Origin of the sequence: Micromonospora sp. CPCC 205739, from assembly GCF_036906795.1 — a bacterium.
Classification (GTDB): domain Bacteria; phylum Actinomycetota; class Actinomycetes; order Mycobacteriales; family Micromonosporaceae; genus Micromonospora.
Map to the genome: position 1 here is coordinate 1 of NZ_JBAKHS010000019.1, position 21304 is coordinate 21304.

Consider the following 21304-nt stretch of genomic DNA (forward strand, 5'->3'; position numbering starts at 1 on the left):
AACCGTCGGTCAGGGCAAGGGTCAGACAGCCGGGTGACCGCTCCTACATCCTCACTGTCAGGGCAGTACGCGGACGGCCAGCGTGCAGGTGTCGTCCTCCGGGCTGGGCCGGTGCAGCGCCTCGCGCAGCCGTGGCAGGGTCCGCTCCCCGGGCTCGCGGGAGAGGTCCGACAGCGTCCGCATCACCGGGCCGAGCAGGTCCACCGCGTCGCCGACCCGCCGTTCCACCAGCCCGTCGGTGTAGAACAGCAGCAGGTCGTCGCCGCGCAGCCGCGCGACGACGGCGGGATAGGCCGCGGCGGTGTCGGCGCCCAGCAGCATTCCCGCGGGCCGGTCTAGCTCGGCGGTCGTCCCCGCGCGGGCCAGCAGCGGGGCCATGTGGCCCGCGCGGGCCCAGCACAGCGAGCGGGTCGCCGGCTCGTAGACGGCGATCACCGCGGTCGCGGTGATCGCGAGCTGCGCGCAGAGCCGGTTCATGTGCCCGAGCAGCTCTCCCGGGTCCCGGATGCCGATCGACAGCCACGCGACCAGGGCGAAGCGCAGGTGCGCCATGCCGCTGGCCGCCTCCAGGCCGTGCCCGGCGACGTCACCGACCGCGAGGACGACCAGGCCGTCCGGCATCGTCTGCGCGTGGTACCAGTCGCCGCCGACCTGCACCGCGCTCTCCGCTGGCAGGTACCCGACCAGCACCTCGAGGCCGGTCAGCCGGAAGGGCTCGCGGGGCACCGGCTGGATCAGGTTCTGCAACTGCCCGGCGAGGCGGTGCTCCGCCAGCGCGGTCATCTCCCGGGTGTGCAGCTGGTCGCTGAGCCGTTCGATGGCGGTACGCGAGTCCACCCGCGCGGTCACGTCCTGCACCACGGCGTAGATCTTCACCGGGGCGCCGTCGGAGTCCCGGGCGACCTCGGAGAGGATGCGCAGGTACTTCACCGAGGGGCCGGTCCGGAACCGCACCGTGACGTCCGAGGTCGCCCCGCTGTCCAGGGTCTGCCAGGCGGCCTCCCGCAACCCGTGGTCCTCAGCGACGATGGCCGCGGACTGCTCGGCCCGGGACAGCGGCCCCAGCGCCGGGTCGCGGTCGAAGATCCGGTACATGCCGGGCGACCACTCGCTGCGGCCGGTGATCAGGTCGTACTCGGCCCAGCCGAGGCTGCCCAGCAGCTCGGTGCGCTCCAGCCGCCGCTGGTGCTCGTCCAGCCGCTGCCACCACACCAGCAGGCCGCCGAGCACCCGGTGCACGCTGATGTCGAACAGCGCGTCGGCCACCACGCCGGCCTGCTTGCCCTCGTAGCGGAAGTCCGGCAACCGGATCGGCGCACCGGTGCCGAGCACCTGGTGGTACGCCTGCCACAGCGGGCCGCCGACCATGCTGGGATAGAGGACGCTGAGCAGCCCGCCCACCCGGCCGGTCCCCCGCCCGTAGACGTCGCGGCCCTGGTCGCTGGTGGCGGCGACGCGGAAGTCCACGACGTCACCGTCCTGCATGACGGGCAGCAGCCAGGTGCACCCGGCCGGGATCTCCGCCAGCACCTGCCGCACCGCCGACACGACGAGGTCGTCCGTCTCGGCATGCGCGGCCCGCATGCCCTCGTCTGCCATGCGAGCAGCCTAACGATCCCTCGTCGCGGGCAGCAGTGCCCGACGGTCCCGCGGACCACGACATCCCGGCATGCATCCCCGTCAACCCGCCACCCCTTGTTGCCAATCTTTTGCAACAAGGGGCGAAGAACCCTCGACTCCGACCGACCCGGTAACTATCGTCTCGGGCATGACTCCTTACGTTATTGAGGCCGAGGCGTGGCAGGAGAGCTGGGACCGGCAGCAGGAGGCGTACCTGCCGGACCGGGAACACCGCTTCGCCGCGCTGCTCGACGCCGCCGACGCCGTGACCGGTGACGGGCCGCTGCGACTGCTGGACCTGGCCGGCGGCACCGGCTCGATCAGCCTGCGCGCCCTGGCCCGGCGCCCCGGGGCGCAGGTCACCCTGGTCGACCTGGACCCGGTCCTGCTCACCCTCGCCGAGGCGTCCCTGTCCGGCCGGGCCACCATCGTCGCCACCGACCTCAACCGCCCCGAGTGGACCGCCGCACTTCCCCACCGCGAGTACGACGCGGTGCTCACCGCGACCGCCCTGCACTGGCTCGACGGCCCCCGCCTCGCCGAGCTGTACCGCGAGATCCACGACTGTCTGCGACCCGGCGGGGTGTTCGTCAACGCCGACCACATGCCCGACGACGCCCTGCCGGCCCTCACCGCGCAATTGACCGCGCGCGCCCGGCAGCGACGTACGGCCCGGCACGCCGCCGGCGCCGCCGCGTCCTGGGCCGGCTGGTGGGAGCAGGCCGCCGCCGATCCGACCCTCGGACCCCTGGTGGAGAAGCGGCGGCAGGTCTACCCCACCGGCCACAGTCCCGAGTGGACCCCGGCGACGCAGTGGCACCTGGACGGGCTGCGCGCCGCCGGCTTCCGCGAGGCCGGGGTGCTCTGGCGCAACGGGGCCGACGCCGCCGTGGCCGCCATCGCCTGAGCGGGCCCGGGAGACCGCCGGGGTGCGCGGCCTACCGCTTTCGGGCGGGCTCCGACGCACCTCCGGCGGCCCGGCTCTTCCGGGCGGCGTAGGCGCGCTTCATCTTGATGTGGTTGCCGCAGCCCGCCATGGAGCACCACCGGCGGGCCTGGTTGCGGGAGGCGTCGTAGAACGCCCAGCGACACGTGTCCCGGGCGCACACCTTGAGCCGGGTCCAGGTCTGCTCCTCCGCGCAGCTCCGAACGGCGTCGAGCAGCCGGGCCAGCGCCTCGTCGAGGGGGGCGTCGCGGGTCGCGGCGAGCCGGTGGCCGTCGTCGGCGAAGCTCAGCCGGACGGGAAACTCCGCCAGGACCCGGTTGAGGCCCTCCCGCGCGTCCGGGTCGACGGGGTGGCCGGCGTGGCCCTCGAGCACCGCGCGCAGACCTTCCCGGACCGTCGTCGCCACCCGCAGATCCGTCGCCGTCAGCCGCGCGTCCGCCGGCACGAGCCGCCGCTCGACGAGCCAGTCGCGGAGCCGGTCGGGCGTGCTCAGCGACTCCTCGTCGATCTGCGGCTCGAAGGTGTTGACGAAGTCCCGCACGAGCCGGACGGCGGGAGGCACGGCTGCGTCGTCGCTCACGGGGACCTCCTGAAGTTCACACCAGCGTACTTCCTTGACAGGTGTGACTGGTTCTGCGAGGGTGCGAAGTACACCACCGAAACCCGTTGGCCGGTGTAGGAGGCGTCGTGGTCGCCACGCTCAAGGACGTCGCGGAGTTCGCCGGGGTGTCGGTGAAGTCGGTCTCGAACGTCGTCAACGGCTACCCGTACGTCAGCGACGAGCTGCGCCGCCGCGTCCAGGCGGCCGTCGACGAACTCGGCTACCGCCCGAACCTGGCCGCGCGGAACCTGCGCGCCGGTCGCACCGGCCTGCTCGCGCTCGTCGTACCCGGGTTCGACGTCCCGCGTTTCGACGAGCTGGCCCGTGAGGTCGTGGCCAGCGCCGAGCGCCGGGGCTACCGCGTCGTCATCGAGCACAGCCGCCGCGTCGCGGCGGGCGACGCCCGCCCGGTGCCGGTGGACGGCGTCCTGCTGGCCGCCGACGTCGCCCCACCCGGGCTGATCGACGGGCAGTCGACGGGTCCGCCTCTGGTCCTGCTCGGCGGGGCTCCCGGCGGGCGCTGCGACCGCGTCGCCATCGACCACGCCCGGGCCGCGGAGGACGCGTCCGCGCACCTGCTGCACACCGGGCGGCGGCGCATCGCGGCGATCGGCGTCCGCCCGCGGCGCTCCCCCGCCGCTGCCCAGCGGTACACCATCGGCTACCGGCGCGCCCTGCGCCGGGCGGGGCTGGCACCGCCGTCCGGCTACCTCCAACCCGCGCTGCCCCACCGGCGCGCGGAGGGCTACCAGGCCGCCCGCACCCTGCTGGCGCACGAGCAACGGCCGGACGCCCTGCTCTGCTACTCGGACCTGTTGGCGATCGGGGCCCTGCGCGCCGCCGTCGACGCCGGGCTGCGCGTGCCGCAGGACGTCGCGGTCATCGGCATCGGCGACAGCGAGGAGGGCCGCTACGCCCGGCCCACCCTGAGCACGGTCTCCGCCGACACCGCCTTCATCGCCCGCGAGGCGGTGGACCGGATCATCTCCCGGATCGCCCGGCGGGACGCCGGGCCCGCGAGGGTGGTCGCGCCGCACACCGTGGTGCCCCGGGAGAGCACCGCGCCCGCCGGCTGAACCTCCGGCCACCCGCCGCGGTGCGTGGCCGGCTCAGCGAGCGGCGGGAGTGGAACCGATGGTCACCACCCGCGCCCACCCGGGCGGCGAGGTCGGCACGTAGTCGGGGTCGTCCTCGTCCCACGAGCCGACCCGGGGAAAGAGCCCCACCACCGTCCGGCACGGCGGCCGCGAGGCGGGCCAGGGCGTCTGCCCGTCGGTCAGCACCACGACGACGTCCGGTCGGGGCCGGGCCCGCAGCGCCCGGGTGAAGCCCGTCCGCAGGTCGGTTCCGCCGCCGCCGAGCAGCGGGATGTCCTCGGCCCGGCACAGCGGATGCACGACCCGGGCCGCCGCGTCGCACGGCAGCACGCTGACGAGGTCGCGACGCCCGCCCACGGCCCGCGAGATCGCGGCGACCTCCAGCAGCGCGCTGCCCAGCTCGGCGTCGCTGACCGAGCCGGACGTGTCGATCACCACGCAGACCCGAGGGGGCGTACGGCGCAGGCTCGGCAGGACGGCACCGGGCACCGCGGCGGAGCGCCGCGACGGCCGCCCGTAGGTGTAATTCTCCCCCACCCCGGGTGCGGAGGCCGCCGAGCGCACCGCCGCGCCCAGCAGCTCCCGCCACGGCTGCGGTGGGTGGAAGGCCTCCTGCGCCCACCGTCGCCAACCCGCCGGCGTGCTTCCCGGTCGGGCGGTGATGCCCTCGGCCACCCGGAACCGCACCGCGTCCTGTTCCTGCGCGCTGAGCCCGTGCGCGCCGTCCGGCCCCAGGTCCCACGCCCGCTCCAGCCCGTCGGCGCCGCTGCCGCAGTCCAACCAGGCCAACGCCTGGGTACGGGGACCGAGCCGGAACTGGCGCAGGTAGTCCTCCATCAGCTCCCCCTCGCGCAGCCCCAGGTGCCCCGGCTCGACGGCGCCCTCGGGCCGGGCCAGCCCGTCACCGAACACGTCGTCGTTGATCTCGAGGTCCGCGGCGATGTTCATCCGCAGCCGTTCGCCCGGCCCGGTCAGGCCCCGCTCCCGCGCCACCCGGTCGCTGCGCCCGTGGTGGTCGCGCAGCAGGTGCGAGACCTCGTGGACCCACACCCCGGCGAGCTCCTCCACCGGGGTGCGGTCCACGAAGGCCGGTGCGGCGTAGCAGCGCCAGTGCGCGTCCACGGCCATCGTCGGCACCCGCCTCGACGCCACCACGTGCAGGGCGAACAACGCCGTGGCCAGGTAGGGCCGGACCCGGGCGGCGTGCAGCCGGGCGGCGAAGAGCTTGTCGAGGTCCAGCGCCCCGGTGCGGCCGGCGCTCACCGGCCGGTCCCCGCGGCGGCGGCCACCCGCGCCGCCGCCTCGTCGGCGCGCCGGGACAGCGACACCGCGCCGGCGAGCCGCTCGATCGACGCCGGGACGTCCCAGTCCTCCTCGCGCAGGGCGGCGAGGGTGGACGCGGGGACGACCACCAGGTCCGGAGCGCCGGTGTCCAGGGCCCGCACCAGCACTGCCCACGCGGCGTCCCAGCGGGAACGCTCCGGGCGCCGACGGACCGCCTCCACCACGGCGTCCAGCACGGCCTGGCGCAGATCACCCCGCTCGGGCAGCACCGCGGTCGCCGGGTCGGCCAGCAGCACCTCCGGGTCCGGCAGGTCCATCCGGTCCATGCAGGCCAGCAGCTCCAGCCCCGGGCCGTCCCCCACCGCGCCGCGAACCAGCATCGACAGCACGTCCCGCGAGGTGTCGGCCGCGGTCGCGAAGGCGATCAGGCGCAGGGTCATCTCCCAGCTGCGGGGCGACGGCCAGGGTCCGCCCCGGCGGCCCTCGGTGCTGGGCAGCCGGTGTACGAGCGCCGGGCGGGCGGACAGCAGCCCGCACACCGCGCGGCGGGCGAGGCCGACGGCCGCCGACAGCCGCTCCGGGTCCAGCCGGGGCAGGGCGGCCCGGGGCCAGGTCCCACCCAGGCCGCGCACGACGACCTCGTGGTCGTGGGTCCACTGGAGATGGACGAAGCGGTTGGCCAGGGGCGGGCTCAGCTCCCAGCCGTCCGCGGCCGAGGAGCGCGGATTGGCGGCGGCCACGATCCGGACCCCGGGCGGCAGTCGCAGGGCGCCGATCCGCCGTTCGAGCACCAGCCGGAGCAGGGCGGCCTGCACCGCCGGCGGCGCGGTGGACAGCTCGTCGAGGAAGAGCAGTCCCCGGCCGGCCCGGACCAGGCGGACCGCCCAGTCCGGCGGGGCCATCGGTACGCCCTGTACGGCGGGGTCGTCCCCGACGACCGGCAACCCGGAGAAGTCGGACGGCTCGTGGACGCTGGCGATCACCGTGGTCAGCGGCAGGTCCAGCGCCTCGGCGAGCTGGGTCAGGGCGGCCGTCTTGCCGATGCCCGGCTCACCCCACAGCAGTACGGGCAGGTCGGCGGCGACGGCCAGGGTCAGGGCTTCCAACTGCGGGTCGGGGCGCGGTTCGGTGGTGGTGTCGCCCAGCAGGGCGAGCAGTTCGGCGGCGACGTCGAGCGCCGGGGTGTGGGCGGGTGCGACGGAGGTACCGGTCGACAGGGGCATGCGTGATCACCTTTCGGAGGTTCGGCGGGAAGCGGGTGGGGGCGCTGTTCAGCGCGGAAGGGCGTGGCGTGGGCGCGAGCGACGGTCACGGGTACGGCGACGGTCCGAGGCGGCGGGGCCGGGGCCGCGTCCGGCCAGTCCCGCCCGGAACAGTCCGTACGTGACCCGTCGCTGCGCGGCCGTCTCCAGCTCCTCGCGCAGCGCACCGGCCCGCAGCAGCGCGTCGGGGCCGAGCAGGCCCTCGACGGTGGCCAGCGCCCCGGCCGTGTCGCCGTGGTCCAGGCGGGCCCGGACGTCGTCGAGGCACTCCGGCCGGCGGTGCGCCTCGTCGATCGCCCGCAGGCAGGGCAGCGGGGTACCGCTCAACGCGACCAGCAGCTCCTCGCGGCGGATCTCGGCCGGGTCGTGGTCCAGCGCGGCGAGCACCCCGTCGACCAGGCCGATCCGGTGCCGGGCACCCCGGCACTGCACCAGGCGCGGCTGCCCTCGCCCGTCTGGCACCGGTGCCGGCCCGGCCGCCCGGTCCCCGGTCACCAGCGCCGACGCCACCAGCGGGTGCAGCCGGTCGACGTCGATCAGCCCGTCGCGGAGCAGTTCCAGGTCGGGTGGCACCCAGGTCGCGGCGTCCGGCAGCACCGGCAGCGCGGCGGCACGGCCCCGGCCGGCTGCCGATTCGACCCGCAGGCCCGCACCGCCCGCCAGCCCGTGCAGGACCAGCCGGCGGCGGCCCCCGAGTCGGACGGTGACGGCACCGTCGGTCCGCCCCTCGGCGCGGAGCAGGATCGCGGCCTCGGCCGCCCACCTGTCCACCGCGCAGCCGAGCTCCCGCGGCACTGCGCCCAACGGGTCGGTCGCGGGGCCGGCGTCGGCGGGCTGGCGGTCCGCCCCCGACCGGATCCTCAGCTCACCCGCCCGGCCCGCGTCCCACAGGTGGCGGTGCAGGTCGAGCCGGAATCGGCGGTCGGGATGGGGGTGCGGATGGCGGCGGTCCCCCGATCCGGGCCACAGCGCGAGGCCGAACCGTTGACCCGCATCGGCCCAGGCCGGCGGGGTGCGGGCCACCAGGTGCACGGCGGCGCCGGCCACCTCGTACCGGGCCAGCGCGACGGTCAGGCCGGGGCGCAGCAGCCCGTCCGGGGCGATCCTCGGCAGGTGCCAGCGCAACAGGTCGGGCGCCAGCTGCCGGAGGTCGGACCGGACCCGTGCCGCGAGTTCCCGGCCGTGGGTACGGGCCAGGGACCGCAGGTCGAGGTCGACGTCGACGCCCGCGGCCGCACACGCGCCGGCCCAGTCCCCGGCGCGGCGACGAGCGGTCGCAGACTCGATCATGGAGGGCGGCACGGCGAACTCGCGCACGCGACGCCAGAGGGAAAGACGGGATTCCGCGTTCGCGGCTCGGGAGCGCATCAGCACTCACCTTGCGCGGACGGGACCCCCAATCTGCCACGAGAGGTCATCATCGCCGCGGAGCCTACCGCTGTGCCCACCAGGATCGCGAGGGATTTCACCGGCCCGGACCGGGTGGGAGTGGACGGCCGGGGGTCCGACGGGCGACGCCGCCCGCATACGGCCGACTTTTATTGCGCTGTAATATTGACGGCCCCTGATCGAATTGGGAAGGATTCCTTACGGGACGAGGGCGGTCCGGACCGGGAGGGTACGGGCGCCCGACTCCCGTAGGGAGGCACCCACATGAGTCCATGTTGGCGCAGCCGCGCCGCACTCGCCGGCACCGTCGTCCTGGCCGCATCGCTGCTGCCGGCCTCGTCCGCGTCGGCCACGACCACCCGGACCGTCACCGTCGCCGCGGACCGGTCGGTCCACACCGTCGCGGAGGGCGGTCGGGCACGGATCACCGTCTCGGTGACGACGTCCGACGGGCAGCCGTTGGCCGCCCCGACGACCGTCCGCTACACCACCGGCAGCGGCACCGCCACCGCCGACGCCGACTACACCCCCGTCGCCGGCACGCTGACCTTCCCGGCCGGCAGCCCGTCCGGCACCGCGCGACAGGTCGACCTCACCGTCCACACCGACCCGACGGCCGAGACGGCGGAGACCGTCCCGCTGAACCTCTCCACCACCTCCACCGTCACCGGAAAACCGCTGGTGGTCATCGACGCGCACGGCCTGCCGTACCTCGACCGGAGGTTGCCGGTCGACCGGCGCGTCGCCGACCTCCTCGGCCGGATGACGGTCGAGGAGAAGATCGGCCAGATGACCCAGGCCGAGCGGGCCGCGGTCGCCGCCGACCCCACGTTGGTCGCGCAGTGGCGGCTCGGTTCCGTGCTCTCCGGTGGGGGCTCGACGCCCGCCACCAACACGCCGGCCGCCTGGGTCGACATGGTCAACGAGTTCCAGGCCCAGGCGCTGAGCACCCGACTGCAGATCCCGATGATCTACGGCATCGACGCCGTGCACGGGCACGGCAACGTGTACGGGGCCACGATCTTCCCGCACAACGTCGGCCTCGGGGCCACCCGCGACCCTGCCCTGGTGGAACGGATCGGGCACGCCACCGCGACCGAGGTGCGGGCCACGGGCATCCCGTGGAACTTCGCCCCGTGCGTGTGCGTCTCCCGCGACGAGCGGTGGGGGCGCAGTTACGAGAGCTTCGGCGAGGACCCCGCGCTGGTCATCCCGATGGCACGGATCATCGACGGCCTGCAGGGGCGCCGCGCCGGCCAGCTCGACGACGCCGACCGGGTCCTGGCCACCGCCAAGCACTACGCGGGCGACGGCGACACCGACTACGACGAGGCCGTCGCGGCCGCCAACGAGGGCAAGCCGTGGTGGGAGCAGCGGTACCCCATCGACCAGGGCGTGACGGTGACCGACCGGGCCCACTTCGCCCGGATCGACCTCTCGCCCTACCTCCCCGCCCTGCGGCGACACGACGTCGGCAGCGTGATGCCCTCCTTCTCCAGCGTGGACTGGACCGAGGACGGCCTGGGCAACCCGACCAAGATGCACGCCAGCCGCGAGCTGATCACCGATCTCCTGAAGGGCCGGCTGGGCTTCGACGGGTTCCTGATCTCAGACTGGGAGGGCATCCACCAGATCCCCGACCCGGCCGAGCCGACCAACACCGGCCTGACCGCGTACAAGGTGCGGGTCGGCGTGAACGCCGGCACCGACATGTTCATGGAACCGAACAGCGCCCCGCAGTTCGAGGAGCTGCTCCTGGCCGAGGTGACCGCCGGGCGGGTCAGCCCGGCCCGCCTCGACGACGCGGTACGGCGCATCCTGCGCAAGAAGTTCGAGCTCGGGCTCTTCGAGCAGCCGTACGCCTCGGCGGCGAACGTCGACCAGGTCGGTAGCGCCGCGCACCGGGCGACCGCCCGGGACGCGGTGGCGAAGTCGCAGGTGCTGCTGAAGAACGCCGGGCGGGCGCTGCCGCTGCGCCGCGACGCCAACCTGTACGTCGCCGGCCGCAACGCCGACGACATCGGCAACCAGGCCGGCGGCTGGACGATCACCTGGCAGGGCCAGTCGGGCGACCTGATCCCCGGCACCACCATCCTGGAGGGCATCCGGCAGGTGGCGCCGCAGGCGCGGGTCACCTACAGCGCGGACGCCTCGGCGCCCACGGCGGGCGCCGACGTCGGCGTGGTCGTGGTCGGGGAGACGCCGTACGCCGAGGGGTACGGCGACGTCGGCGGCCCGGAGTGCGGCTGGTGCTCGACGCCCCAGCAGGAGGAGAAGTCACTGCGCCTCCAGCCCGCCGACCAGGCGGTGATCGACAAGGTCTGCGCCGAGATCGAGACCTGCGTCGTCCTGGTGGTCTCCGGACGGCCGCAGATCGTGACGGACCAGCTCGGCCGGATCGACGCGCTGGTGGCGTCGTGGCTGCCGGGCAGCGAGGGCGCCGGCGTCGCCGATGTCCTGTTCGGCCGGCGGCCCTTCACCGGCCGCCTCCCGGTGACCTGGCCGCGCAGCGAGGCGCAGGTGCCGATCAACGTCGGTGACCGGGACTACCGACCGCTGTACCCGTTCGGCTGGGGACTGCGGACCGACCACGGCCGGTCCGCGCTGTCAGCCGTGGCCGACGAACAGCCGGAGCTGCGTACGGCGCTGGCCCCGGGCAACTGGGACGCCGACGGCTCGCTGCGGAACGCCCCCGAGGTGCTGCGGCCGCTCGGCCGGCAGCTCGCCGCGGGTGGGGGCTCCGCCGCGCGCAACGACGCGATCCTCGCGGTGGCCCGTGAGGCCGCCCAGTCCGCGGTCGTCCGGGGAAGCGCCCCGCCGGACTGGGCCGCCCTGCTCGCCGAGGCCGAGCGCGCCCAGCTCACCGACGATCCGGTCCGGGCGTTCACGCTGTTCCTCCGCGTCGCCACCTGACCCGGCCGACCGCGCCGGTGACCCGCCCGGCCGGGCCCCGGGTGCCGCCCCACGCGGCACCCGGGGCCCGCGTCGGCTTCCGCCGCCACTGTCGCCGTCGCCGGCCGCGCCGGTGACGGCGGTCCGGCCCTGTTCAGGTCCCGCAGCTCAGGGACCCGGATCGCCGGGGTCGCCCGCCGCGCCGTGGGTACGACGAGCCTTGCGCCCGGCCTCGTACGCGGCCCGGGCGGTGCGCGCCTGCGCGGTGGTGGAGACCTCGGCGACCGGCACGTCCCACCAGGCCCCGCCGTCCGGGCCCGCCTCGAACGGGTCGGTCTCGACGTGCACGACCGTGGTGCGTTCCGCCGCCCGGGCGGTCGCCAGCGCGGCCCGCAACTGCGCCGTGGTGGTCACCCGGATCAGGTCCGCGCCGAGGCTCGCCGCGTTGGCGCCCAGGTCGACCGGGAGCCGGCCGCCGGTCCGGTCGCGGTAGGCGGTGCCGAGCCGCTGCGCGCCGACGCTCTCGGAGAGCCGGCCGATCGAGGCGAAACCCTGGTTGTCCACCAGCACGACGACCAGCTTCACCCCTTCGGCCACCGCGGTGGCCAGCTCGGTCGGCAGCATGAGGTAGGAGCCGTCGCCGACCAGGACGAAGACCTCGCGGTCCGGGGCGGCCAGCTTGACCCCGATCCCGCCGGGGATCTCATAGCCCATGCACGAGTAGCCGTACTCGACGTGGTAGCTCTTCGGGTCGGCGCTGCGCCACAGCCGGTGCAGGTCGCCGGGCATGGACCCGGCGGCGCAGACCACCACGTCGCGCGGCCCGGCGGCGTCGTTGACGGCGCCGATCACGGCGGTCTGCGTGGGCCGGGCGTCGGGGTCGGCGTGCCGGGCCCGGTTGGCCACGGCCGTCCAGCGCTGGGTCAGCTCCGCCACCGACGCCCGGTACGCCGGCGCGGTGCCCCAGCCCGCGCAGGCCGCGTCGAGCGCCGCCAGGCTCTCCCGGGCGTCCCCGACGACCTGCAGGCCGGAGAGCTTCGCGGCGTCGAAGCCGGTGACGTTGAGGTTGACGAACCGGGCGTCCGCGCCGAAGAGGGTGCCGGAGGCGGTGGTGAAGTCGCTGTAGCGGGTGCCCACCCCGATCACCAGGTCGGCGCCGGCGGCGATCTCGTTGGCGGCGGTGGTGCCGGTGACCCCGACGGCGCCGAGCGCGAGCGGGTGGCCGTGCGGCAGGGCGCCGGTGCCGGCCTGCGTCTCGGCGACCGGCACCCCGTGTTCCTCGGCGAAGCGGCGCAGCGCGTCGCACGCCCCGCTGTAGATCACCCCGCCGCCGGCCACCACCAGCGGCCGCCGCGCCGCCGTGACGGCCCGGGCGGCCCGGGCGACGGCCGAGGAGTCCGGGCGGGGCCGGGGCACGTGCCAGGTTCGTTCGGTGAACAGCTCCGCCGGCCAGTCGTACGCCTCGGCCTGCACGTCCTGCGGCAGGGCGAGGGTGACCGCGCCGGTCTCCGCCGGGTCGGTCAGCACCCGCATCGCGGCCAGCAGCGCCGCCGGCAACTGCTCCGGGCGGTTGATCCGGTCCCAGTAGCGGGAGACCGGCCGCAGCGCGTCGGTGACGCTGACGTCGTACGAGCGGGGGTCCTCCAGCTCCTGGAGCACCGGGTTGGCCACCCGGGTGGCGAAGATGTCGCCGGGGAGCAGCAGCACCGGCAGCCGGTTGACGGTGGCGCCGGCCGCGCCGGTGACCAGGTTCGTCGCGCCCGGGCCGATCGAGGTGGTGCAGGCCAGGGTGCTGAGCCGGTCGGTCATCCGGGCGTACGCGGCGGCGGTGTGCACCATGCCCTGCTCGGTGCGGCACAGGTGGTACGGCAGCTCCGCGCCGGCCGGCCCGGCCAGGGCCTCCCCGATCCCGGCGACGTTGCCGTGGCCGAAGATGCCGAAGCACGCCGGGATCAGCCGCCGCCGCACCCCGTCGCGTTCCGACCACTGCCGGGCCAGGAAGGTCACCAGCGCCTGCGCCACCGTCAGTCGGGGCATCACGCCTCCCGCGTCGTCGGGCCGGTCAGCGGCAGCCGCGGGTCGACCGGCTGCTCCGCCCAGCTCCCCCGGATCCAGTGGTGCCGGGGATCGTCCACACAGGCCATCGTCCGCTTCGGGGCGGGACCGGCCAGCACGTTGAGGTAGTAGAGGTGGTAGCCGGGCGCGGCCATCGACGGGCCGTGGTAGCCGTACGGGACGAGCACCACGTCGCCGCCGCGCACCTCGGCGAGCACGTCGATCGGCCGTCGGGCGGTGCCGTAGACGCGCTGGTAGCCGACCGGGCCGCCGGCGTCTCCGGGCGCCCCACCGGCCACCTCGAAGTAGTAGATCTCCTCCAGCTCCGCCTCGACCCGCCCGCCGTCGTGGGTCCGGTCCTCCTCGTGCTTGTGCGGCGGGTAGGACGACCAGTTGCCGCCGGGGGTGAGCACCTCGACGGCGACCAGCCGGTCGCAGTCGAAGGCCTCCGGGGCGCAGAAGTTGTTGACCTGGCGGCTGGCCGGTCCCGCACCGCGCAGCTCGACCGGCACGTCCCGGGCGGCGGCGTAGCGGGGTGAGAGCCGGCGGGTGGCGCGGGCCGACGGCAGGGCGAAGCGGCCCTCGCCCCGCACCGTCACCGTGGCGTCGCGGGGCAGGTAGGCGAAGTCGGTGACCGCGGCGAAGACCGACGGACGGCCGGTCAGGGTGAGCCGTACCCCGTCGCAGTGCACGGTCGCGGCGCCGGCCAGCGGCAGGACCAGCATCTCCTCGTCGCCGGTGTCGAAGGTGACCGCGCCGCCGGCGGGCAGGGTGAGCACCCGCAGGCCGGCGTAGCGCCAGCCGGCCCGCTCGGGGGTGACCTCCAGCGCCCAGGGTGCCCGGGCGGTCGTACCCCAGGGCAGGTGCGCCTCGGGGGCGCTCACGCCCCCTGCCCGGCGGGCAGCAGCGACCCGGCCAGGTCCACGGCGGCGGCCACGTCGTCGTCCGGTGGGTAGAGCAGCGCCCGGCCGACCACCAGGCCGCGCACGCCGGGCAGCCGCAGCGCCCGGGCCCACCGCGCGTACACCGCGTCCGGTGCCTCCACCGGGTCGCCGCCGAGCAGCAGGACCGGCAGCGTGGTCGCGGCGACGACCCGCTCCATCTCGTCGATCGCCGGCAGCTTCAACCAGGTGTACGCGGAGGTGGCGCCGAGCGCCTGGCCGACGCTGACGCCCTTGATGACGGCTTCGGGGCGCAGGTCGGCGTGCACCCGGCCGTCGGTGCGGGCCACCCAGAGCGGCTCGACGAGGGCGACCGTCCGGTGGGCCGCCAGCGCGGTGACCGCCCGGGCGCAGGCCTGCAGGGTGGGGGCGGTGGCCGGGTCGTCCGGGTCGATGCGGCAGAGCATCTTGCCGCCGTCGTAGCGCATCGCGGCGATGCTGTCGGCGTCGTACGCGGTGAACCGGTCGTCGAGTTCGAAGGTGGCGCCGGAGAGGCCGCCGCGGTTCATCGAGCCGATGGCCAGGCGGTCCTCCAGGGCGCCGAGCAGCAGCAGGTCCTCCAGGATGTCCGGGGTGCCGAGCACCCCGTCGACGCCGGGCCGGGACAGCGCCAGGCGCAGCCGGTCGAGCAGGTCGACGCGTCCGGCCATGGCCATCGGCCGGTCCCGGACGCCGAGGGCACCGCGGGCGGGGTGGTCGGCGGCGATGATGAACAGCGGTCGCCCGTGGTCGGGCCAGGGTCGGCGGGTCCGCTGTGCGGCGGCCTCGGCGATCGCCTGTGGCCGGTGGGCCCGGGTGAGGGTCAGCGCGTCGTACTCGGTGCTCACCGGTCTTCTCCTCCCACGGCGGCGGTCGACGACGCCGGTTCCGACTGGGCGGCTCGGGCCAGCGCCTCGGTCTCGGCGTGATCGGGCATGGCGGCGGAACAGGCCAGGCGGGAGGCGACGATGGCGCCGGCGGCGTTGGCGAAGCGCAGCGTCCGCTCCAGCGGCCAGTCGCGCAGCAGCCCCAGACAGAGCGCGCCGCCGAACGCGTCGCCGGCGCCGAGCCCGTTCACCACCGTCACCGGCACCGGCGGCACCCGGACGGTCTCGGTGCGGGTCCGGGCCAGTACCCCGGCCGGGCCGAGCTTCACCACCGCCAGCTCGGGCCCACGGTCGAGCAGCAGCCCGGCGGCTCGTTCGGGGTCGCGGGTGCCGACGGCGATCTCCACCTCGTCGAGGTTGCCGACGGTGACGGTGACCTGCGGCAGCGCCTCGGCGACCGCGGCGGTGGCCGCCGCCGGGTCGGCCCAGAACATCGGCCGGTAGTCCAGGTCGAGCACGGTGTGCGGGCGCCCGGCGCGGACGGCCAGCGCGGCGGCGTGGGCGTCCCGGCTCGGCTGCTGGCACAGGCCGGTGCCGGTGAGCCAGAAGACCCGGGCCGCGGCGATCGCGTCGGCGTCGAGCTCCTCGGGGCGGATCTGCAGGTCGGGGGCGGTCGGCGTGCGGTAGAACCAGAGCGGGAAGTCGTCCGGCGGGAAGATCTCGCAGAAGGTCACCGGGGTGGGCAGATTGTCGACCGGGTGGACCTGACTGTCGTCGACGCCGAAGTCGCGCAGCGCCCGGTGGACGTACGCGCCGAACGCGTCGGCGCCGGTGCGGGTGATCACGCCCGCGCGCAGCCCCTGCCGGCTCGCGGCGACGGCCACGTTGGTGGGACTGCCGCCGAGGAACTTGCCGAACGTCTCGACGTCGGCCAGCGGCGTGCCGATCTGCAACGGATAGATGTCCACCCCGACCCGGCCGATGGTGAGCACATCGAGCATGCGGCGTCCTCCCCCGCCGGCGACGCCGTGCCCGCCGGCCTGTCCCTGATTGGTAACAGCGTTCTACGAGTTGTGTCAATGTGTTGTCATGACATCCGCCCTCTGCGGTCGGTGACCGCTTCGGTACAGTGACGGCCATCATCGTGCCCCGAGATCCCGCGCGTGCCCAGCGAGGAGGTGCCGTGACCCGCCCCGAGATCGCGGTCGACCGGAGCAGCCCGGTCCCGCTCTACTTCCAGGTCGCGGAGCAGTTCGCCGCGGCGATCCAGCGCGGCGACCTGGCGCCCGGCGACCGCCTCGACAGCGAGTTGCAGCTCGCCGACCGGCTCGGGCTGTCCCGCCCGACCGTGCGACAGGCGATCCAGCACCTGGTCGACAAGGGACTGATCGTGCGCCGTCGCGGGGTGGGCACCCAGGTGGTGCGGGGCGAGGTCCGCCGGGCGGTGGAGCTGACCAGCCTCCACGACGACCTGCTCCGCGCCGGCCAGGCGCCCTCCACCTCGGTGCTGGAACTGGCCACCGTGCCCTGCCCGCCCGAGGTCGCCACGGCGCTCGGCGTACCGGCCGGCGGCGAGGTGCAGCACCTGCGCCGGCTGCGGTTCTCCGACGGCGAACCCCTCGCGGTGATGGAGAACTGGCTCCCGCCCGACCTGGTGCGGCTGAGCATGGACGCGCTGCAGGCCAAGGGCCTGTACGCGATCCTGCGCGCCGCCGGCATGCGCATCCGCGGCGCCCAGCAGCGGATCGGCGCGCGGGCAGCGACCGCCGCCGAGGCGCAGATGCTCGGCGAGCGGCGGGGCGCGCCGCTGCTGACCATGACCCGCACCGCGTACGACGACCAGGGCCGGTACGTGGAGCACGGCGCGCACATCTACCGGGCCAGCCGTTACTCGCTCGAGGTGACCGTCGCCGAGCGGTGACGGTGGATGTTTCGCGCTCATTTCAGTGACAGGTATTTACGTCGTCAAGCTGTCATGACATTGTGGCCGCAAACACCGCCGGCGGCGGACGTGCGGCCGGCGGGCGACCCGCGAGTCTCTTCGAAGTCTCCTTGCGAAGGGAAGCAGCCCATGACATCCAAGCCGAGACACGCAGCGGGCGTGCTCGCCGCGTTCACCGCAATCGCCCTCGCCGTCACGGCCTGTGGCGACTCGTCCGAGCCCGCCGGCAAGGACGCCAAGAACATCACCCTCACCATCTCCGCCAACTCCATCGTGGGCGGCAAGAACTCCGCCGGTGCGGAGTGGATCGAGAAGTGGGTCATCCCCCGGTTCGTCGAGGCGCAGAAGGCCAAGGGCGTCACCGCCAAGGTGACGTTCGTGCCCAGCGGCGTCGACGACGAGCAGTACAAGACCAAGCTGGCCCTGGACCTGCGCTCCAAGGGCGGCGCCGACGTCGTCGCCGTGGACGGCATCTGGGTGGGCGAGTTCGTCCAGGCTGGCTACCTCAGGCCACTGTCCGAGGTGGCCGGTGACCAGGCCGACTCCTGGGAGGGCTGGTCGCAGATCCCGGAGACCGTGCAGGGCCTCGGCAGCTTCGAGGAGAAGCGCTACGGGATCCCGCTCGGCACCGACGGTCGGGTCCTCTACTACAACAAGAAGCTCTTCGCCCAGGCCGGCCTGCCCGCCGACTGGCAGCCGAAGAGCTGGCAGGAGATCCTCGACGCCGGCGCCAAGCTCAAGGCGCTGCCCGGGGTGACCCCGATCCAGATCAACGCCGGCACCGCGATGGGCGAGGCGACCTCCATGCAGGGCGCGCTGCCGCTGCTGGCCGGCGCGGGCGGGGAGATCTACAAGGACGGCAAGTGGGCCGGAGCCAGCCAGCCGGTCAAGGACGTGCTCGACTTCTACACCAAGGTCTACGGCGGCGGCCTGGGCGACCCCAAGCTGCAACAGGAGGCGAAGGGGCGCGACAAGTCCTTCGCGGAGTTCGCCGCCGGCAAGATCGGCATCCTGGCCGAGGGCGACTACTTCTGGCGCAGCGTCATCAACCCGAGCACCGGCATCGCCAAGATGGCCGACCGGAACACCACCGTCGGGTTCGCGATGATCCCCGCCAAGCAGCCCGGCGCCGGCATCCGCGGGCAGGACTTCGTCAGCATGTCCGGCGGCGGGGTGCGGGTGCTCAACCCGAACTCCAAGTTCCCGTCCCAGGCCTGGGAGCTGCTCTCCTTCATGCACTCGGCGGAGGCGGTCAAGGCCGAACTCGCCGGCGAGGCACGGATCACCGCGCGGATGGACGTCAACAAGGAGGTCCTCGCGGGCGACCCGATGCTGAGCTTCGTCACCGAGAAGGTCCTGCCGGTCACCGCGTACCGGCCGCCGCTGGCGGTGTACCCGCAGGTGTCCGTGGCCCTGCAGGAGGCGACCGCCGCCGCCGCGTCGGGCCAGAGCGCCGACGAGGCGGCCGGCGCGTACCAGAAGAAGGTCGAAGGGATCGTCGGTGGCCCGGGTAACGTCACCTCCTGACCAGGTGGTGGAGGGGAGGCGCCCGGAGACGGGCGCCTCCCCGGCCCCCGACGCCGCCGGCCTGGGCCGGGCCCGGGCCACCGGGTTCCTGGTGCCCAGCATGGTGCTGATCCTGCTCTTCCTGGTGGTGCCGGCCGCCTGGACGATCTACCTGGGCGTCACCAACTACCGGCTGACCGGCCTGGCCGCCGCCAACCCGGAGATCGTCGGCCTGGACAACTACACCCGCGCCCTGGGCGACGAGCGGTTCACCAACTCGCTGCTGCTGACCCTGCAGTTCGTGCTCGGCTCGGCGGTCATCGGCCAGGCCGGGCTCGGGTTCGCCATCGCCTTCGCGCTGCGCGACCGCCACGGCCCGCTGCGCCGGGTCGTCGAGGCGTTCGTCCTGCTCTCCTGGATCCTGCCCAGCTCGGTGGTGGCCTTCCTCTGGATCGCCCTGCTCGACCGCGACGGCGGCACCCTGAACACGCTGCTCGGCATCCCGGGCACCGCCTGGCTGCTCGACCACCCGATGTTGTCGATCATCATCTTCAACACCTGGCGCGGCACGGCGTTCTCGATGATGCTCTACGCCGCCGCCCTGGAGAACGTGCCCCGCTCCCACCTGGAGACCGCCCGGCTGGCCGGCGCGTCCACCTGGCAGCAGCTGCGCGACGTGGTCTTCCCCCGCATCCGCGGGCACGTGCTGACCAACCTGCTGCTGATCAGCCTCTGGACGTTCAACGACTTCGCGCCGTTCCTCATCACCGCCGGCGGCCCGGAGCAACGCTCGGAGATCCTGCCGGTCTACGTCTACAAGGTGGCGCTCTCCGGCGGCGAGCTGGGCTTCGGCGCCGCGATCTCGTTCATCATGCTGCTGATCAACCTGGTCATCGCGCTGATCTACCTGCGCATGCTGGGCCGGCGGAAGGAGGCGGCGTGAGCAGCGCGACCACCACGGCACCGGCGCCCCCGCGCGACCCGGCGCACGACGCGGGGACCAGCGCGGTACGCCACCTGCTCGCCCGGACCGGGCGCTACGTCTTCCTCTGCACCGTCCTCGCGTTCTTCGCGCTGCCGCTGCTCTGGCTGGCGACCGCCCCGTTCGACGACACCCCGACCATCACCGCGTCGCTGCCGCAGTTCACGCTCGACAACTTCCGCACCCTGCTGAACAACCCGTACGCGCTGACCTCACTGCTCAACTCCGTGTACCTGGCCGGCGGCACCGCGGCGCTGGTGGTGACGTTCGGGGCGCTGGCCGCGTACGCGCTGAGCCGGGTCCGGGTGCCCGGCCGCGATGCGCTGCTCTACGGGCTGCTGCTGCTCTCGTCGATCGTGACCGGCACGGCCACCATGGTGCCGCTGTTCGAGCTGGCGTTCCGGCTCAACCTGATCGACTCCCGGCTCGGGGTGATCCTGATCCTCACCGGCGGGCTGCTGCCCGCGGCGATCTTCATCCTCAAGGACTTCATGGACGCCACCCCGACGTCCTACGAGGAGTCCGCGCGGGTCTTCGGCGCCAGCCCGCTGCAGATCATGCGGCACATCGTGGTGCCGGTGGTCCGGCCCGGCCTGGCCACCGTCGGGGTGTGGGCGGTCGCCAACGTCTGGGGCAACTTCCTGGTGCCGTTCCTGCTGCTGCGCGGGCCGGAGAAGGCCCCCGCCGCCGTGATCATGTACACCCTCTACACCGAGGGCGGCCAGGCCGACCTGCGGCTGCTCTCCACGTTCTCGCTGCTCTACTCGCTGCCGGTGGCGCTCATGTTCGTCTTCGTCAGCAGCCGGTACGGATTCCGCTTCCACGGAGGGATCAAGCGCTGATGTCCGCCATCACCATGCGCGACCTGACCAAGGTCTACCCCAACGGGGTGCGGGCCCTGGACGCCCTCGACCTGGAGATCGCCGACGGCGAGTTCTTCGCGCTGCTCGGCCCCTCCGGCTGCGGCAAGACCACCCTGCTGCGCACCATCGCCGGGCTGGAGGTGGCCTCCGGCGGCAGCGTACGCATCGGCGAGCGCACCGTCACCGACCTGCCGCCCGGAAAGCGGGACGTGGCGATGGTGTTCCAGGACTACGCGCTCTTCCCGCACATGACCGTGCAGGAGAACATCGCGTACCCGCTGCGGATCAAGAAGGTGGACCGCCGGGGCCGGGCGGAGAAGGCGGCGGAGACCGCCGACGAGCTGGGCCTGTCCGCGCTGCTGCAACGCCGCCCGGGACAGCTCTCCGGCGGTCAGCAGCAGCGGGTCGCGCTGGCCCGGGCGATGGCCTGCCACCCGCAGGTCTTCCTCCTCGACGAGCCGCTGTCCAACCTCGACGCCCGGCTGCGGCTGGAGGCGCGCACCTTCCTCAAGCGGCTGCAACGCGAACTCGGCGTCACCACCGTCTTCGTCACCCACGACCAGGCCGAGGCGCTCGCCCTCGCCGACCGGATCGCCGTGATGGAGGGCGGCCGGATCCGGCAGGTCGGCACGCCGACCGAGGTGTTCCGCCGCCCCGCCAACACCTTCGTCGCCGGGTTCATCGGCTCCACCCCGATGAACCTGGTCGACGCCGAGGTGCACGACGGCGAACTGGCCGTCGCCGGGGCGCGGCTGCCGGTGCCGGAGGACGTCCGGGACCGGGTCGACGCCGGCGAGAAGCTCGTCTACGGGGTACGCCCCGAGTACCTGGACTACTCGGCCGAGCCGGTGCCGGGGGCGCTGAGCGGACAGGTGGTCGTGGTGGAGAACCTGGGCAGCTTCTCGCTGGTCTCCCTCGACGTGGCCGGCGGAGGCGCCGCCGCGGTCTCGGGAACCAGCGTCCAGGTCGTCGTGCCGGAGGGGCGCGAACCCGAACCCGGCGACACCGGCTGGGTGGTGCCCCGGCCCGGCCGGTCGCTGCTCTACCGGGACGGCGAGCTGGTCAGCGGCGCGGCGGCGGCCGTGCCCGCGGCGCGTACCGGCGCGGAGCGGTGAGGC

At 74.3% G+C, this 21304-nt stretch carries 17 protein-coding genes; 8 read left to right on the forward strand and 9 right to left on the reverse strand.

All coding sequences use genetic code 11. The features are described from left to right. Positions 1–57 precede the first annotated feature (57 nt). Positions 58–1599, reverse strand: coding sequence for a PP2C family protein-serine/threonine phosphatase (locus V6U88_RS23395; RefSeq protein WP_334456174.1), 1542 nt, complete (start codon positions 1597–1599; stop codon positions 58–60). A 169-nt stretch (positions 1600–1768) separates the two neighbouring features. Between V6U88_RS23395 and V6U88_RS23400 the strand changes: the two genes are divergently transcribed. After that, the gene (locus V6U88_RS23400) at positions 1769–2527 is read left to right on the forward strand and encodes a class I SAM-dependent methyltransferase (protein ID WP_334456175.1); all 759 of its coding nucleotides are present in this window, start codon (positions 1769–1771) and stop codon (positions 2525–2527) included. Positions 2528–2558: 31 nt separating this feature from the next. On the opposite strand, the gene V6U88_RS23405 is transcribed toward V6U88_RS23400, so the two are convergent. Beyond that, complete coding sequence (locus V6U88_RS23405) at positions 2559–3146, reverse strand: CGNR zinc finger domain-containing protein (protein ID WP_334456176.1); 588 nt, start codon at positions 3144–3146, stop codon at positions 2559–2561. Positions 3147–3253: 107 nt separating this feature from the next. Between V6U88_RS23405 and V6U88_RS23410 the strand changes: the two genes are divergently transcribed. After that, the gene (locus tag V6U88_RS23410) at positions 3254–4243 is read left to right on the forward strand and encodes a LacI family DNA-binding transcriptional regulator (RefSeq protein WP_334456177.1); all 990 of its coding nucleotides are present in this window, start codon (positions 3254–3256) and stop codon (positions 4241–4243) included. A gap of 33 nt (positions 4244–4276) precedes the next feature. On the opposite strand, the gene V6U88_RS23415 is transcribed toward V6U88_RS23410, so the two are convergent. Genes V6U88_RS23415 through V6U88_RS23425 form a run of 3 tightly spaced genes read right to left on the reverse strand, consistent with a single transcriptional unit; the run spans position 4277 to position 8178 of the window. After that, the gene (locus V6U88_RS23415) at positions 4277–5527 is read right to left on the reverse strand and encodes a vWA domain-containing protein (protein ID WP_334456178.1); all 1251 of its coding nucleotides are present in this window, start codon (positions 5525–5527) and stop codon (positions 4277–4279) included. Further along, positions 5524–6771, reverse strand: coding sequence for an AAA family ATPase (locus tag V6U88_RS23420; protein WP_334456180.1), 1248 nt, complete (start codon positions 6769–6771; stop codon positions 5524–5526). Before V6U88_RS23420 ends, V6U88_RS23415 begins: the two co-directional genes overlap by 4 nt. Positions 6772–6819: 48 nt before the next feature. After that, complete coding sequence (locus V6U88_RS23425) at positions 6820–8178, reverse strand: hypothetical protein (RefSeq protein WP_334456182.1); 1359 nt, start codon at positions 8176–8178, stop codon at positions 6820–6822. Between the two features lie 285 nt (positions 8179–8463). Here V6U88_RS23425 and V6U88_RS23430 point away from each other — a divergent pair, with 285 nt between their 5' ends. Beyond that, the gene (locus tag V6U88_RS23430; protein WP_334456183.1) at positions 8464–11112 is read left to right on the forward strand and encodes a glycoside hydrolase family 3 N-terminal domain-containing protein; all 2649 of its coding nucleotides are present in this window, start codon (positions 8464–8466) and stop codon (positions 11110–11112) included. Positions 11113–11259: 147 nt separating this feature from the next. Here the strand turns inward: V6U88_RS23430 and iolD are convergent, their stop codons facing one another. Genes iolD through iolC form a run of 4 tightly spaced genes read right to left on the reverse strand, consistent with a single transcriptional unit; the run spans position 11260 to position 15894 of the window. After that, entirely contained in the window at positions 11260–13128 is a 1869-nt protein-coding gene (gene iolD / locus V6U88_RS23435) for a 3D-(3,5/4)-trihydroxycyclohexane-1,2-dione acylhydrolase (decyclizing) (protein ID WP_334456185.1), read from the reverse strand. After that, positions 13128–14030 (reverse strand): 5-deoxy-glucuronate isomerase, encoded by a 903-nt coding sequence (gene iolB / locus V6U88_RS23440; RefSeq protein ID WP_334456187.1) that lies wholly within the window; start codon positions 14028–14030, stop codon positions 13128–13130. The genes iolD and iolB overlap by 1 nt, the downstream gene beginning before the upstream one ends. Continuing rightward, positions 14027–14914, reverse strand: coding sequence for a Cgl0159 family (beta/alpha)8-fold protein (locus tag V6U88_RS23445; RefSeq protein WP_334456188.1), 888 nt, complete (start codon positions 14912–14914; stop codon positions 14027–14029). Before V6U88_RS23445 ends, iolB begins: the two co-directional genes overlap by 4 nt. Further along, entirely contained in the window at positions 14911–15894 is a 984-nt protein-coding gene (gene iolC / locus V6U88_RS23450) for a 5-dehydro-2-deoxygluconokinase (RefSeq protein WP_334456189.1), read from the reverse strand. The genes V6U88_RS23445 and iolC overlap by 4 nt, the downstream gene beginning before the upstream one ends. A gap of 182 nt (positions 15895–16076) precedes the next feature. Here iolC and V6U88_RS23455 point away from each other — a divergent pair, with 182 nt between their 5' ends. The 5 genes from V6U88_RS23455 to V6U88_RS23475 all read left to right on the forward strand — a co-directional run bounded on the left by V6U88_RS23455 (position 16077) and on the right by V6U88_RS23475 (position 21301). Then, positions 16077–16814, forward strand: a complete 738-nt coding sequence (locus V6U88_RS23455) for a GntR family transcriptional regulator (RefSeq protein WP_334456191.1) — start codon at positions 16077–16079, stop codon at positions 16812–16814. A 150-nt stretch (positions 16815–16964) separates the two neighbouring features. After that, positions 16965–18362, forward strand: a complete 1398-nt coding sequence (locus tag V6U88_RS23460; protein WP_334456192.1) for an extracellular solute-binding protein — start codon at positions 16965–16967, stop codon at positions 18360–18362. Continuing rightward, the gene (locus tag V6U88_RS23465; protein WP_334456193.1) at positions 18337–19284 is read left to right on the forward strand and encodes a carbohydrate ABC transporter permease; all 948 of its coding nucleotides are present in this window, start codon (positions 18337–18339) and stop codon (positions 19282–19284) included. Before V6U88_RS23460 ends, V6U88_RS23465 begins: the two co-directional genes overlap by 26 nt. Beyond that, on the forward strand, positions 19281–20165 hold the full coding sequence (locus V6U88_RS23470; protein WP_334456194.1) for a carbohydrate ABC transporter permease: 885 nt from the start codon (positions 19281–19283) through the stop codon (positions 20163–20165). Before V6U88_RS23465 ends, V6U88_RS23470 begins: the two co-directional genes overlap by 4 nt. After that, positions 20165–21301, forward strand: coding sequence for an ABC transporter ATP-binding protein (locus tag V6U88_RS23475; protein WP_334456195.1), 1137 nt, complete (start codon positions 20165–20167; stop codon positions 21299–21301). The genes V6U88_RS23470 and V6U88_RS23475 overlap by 1 nt, the downstream gene beginning before the upstream one ends. Positions 21302–21304: the final 3 nt, after the last annotated feature.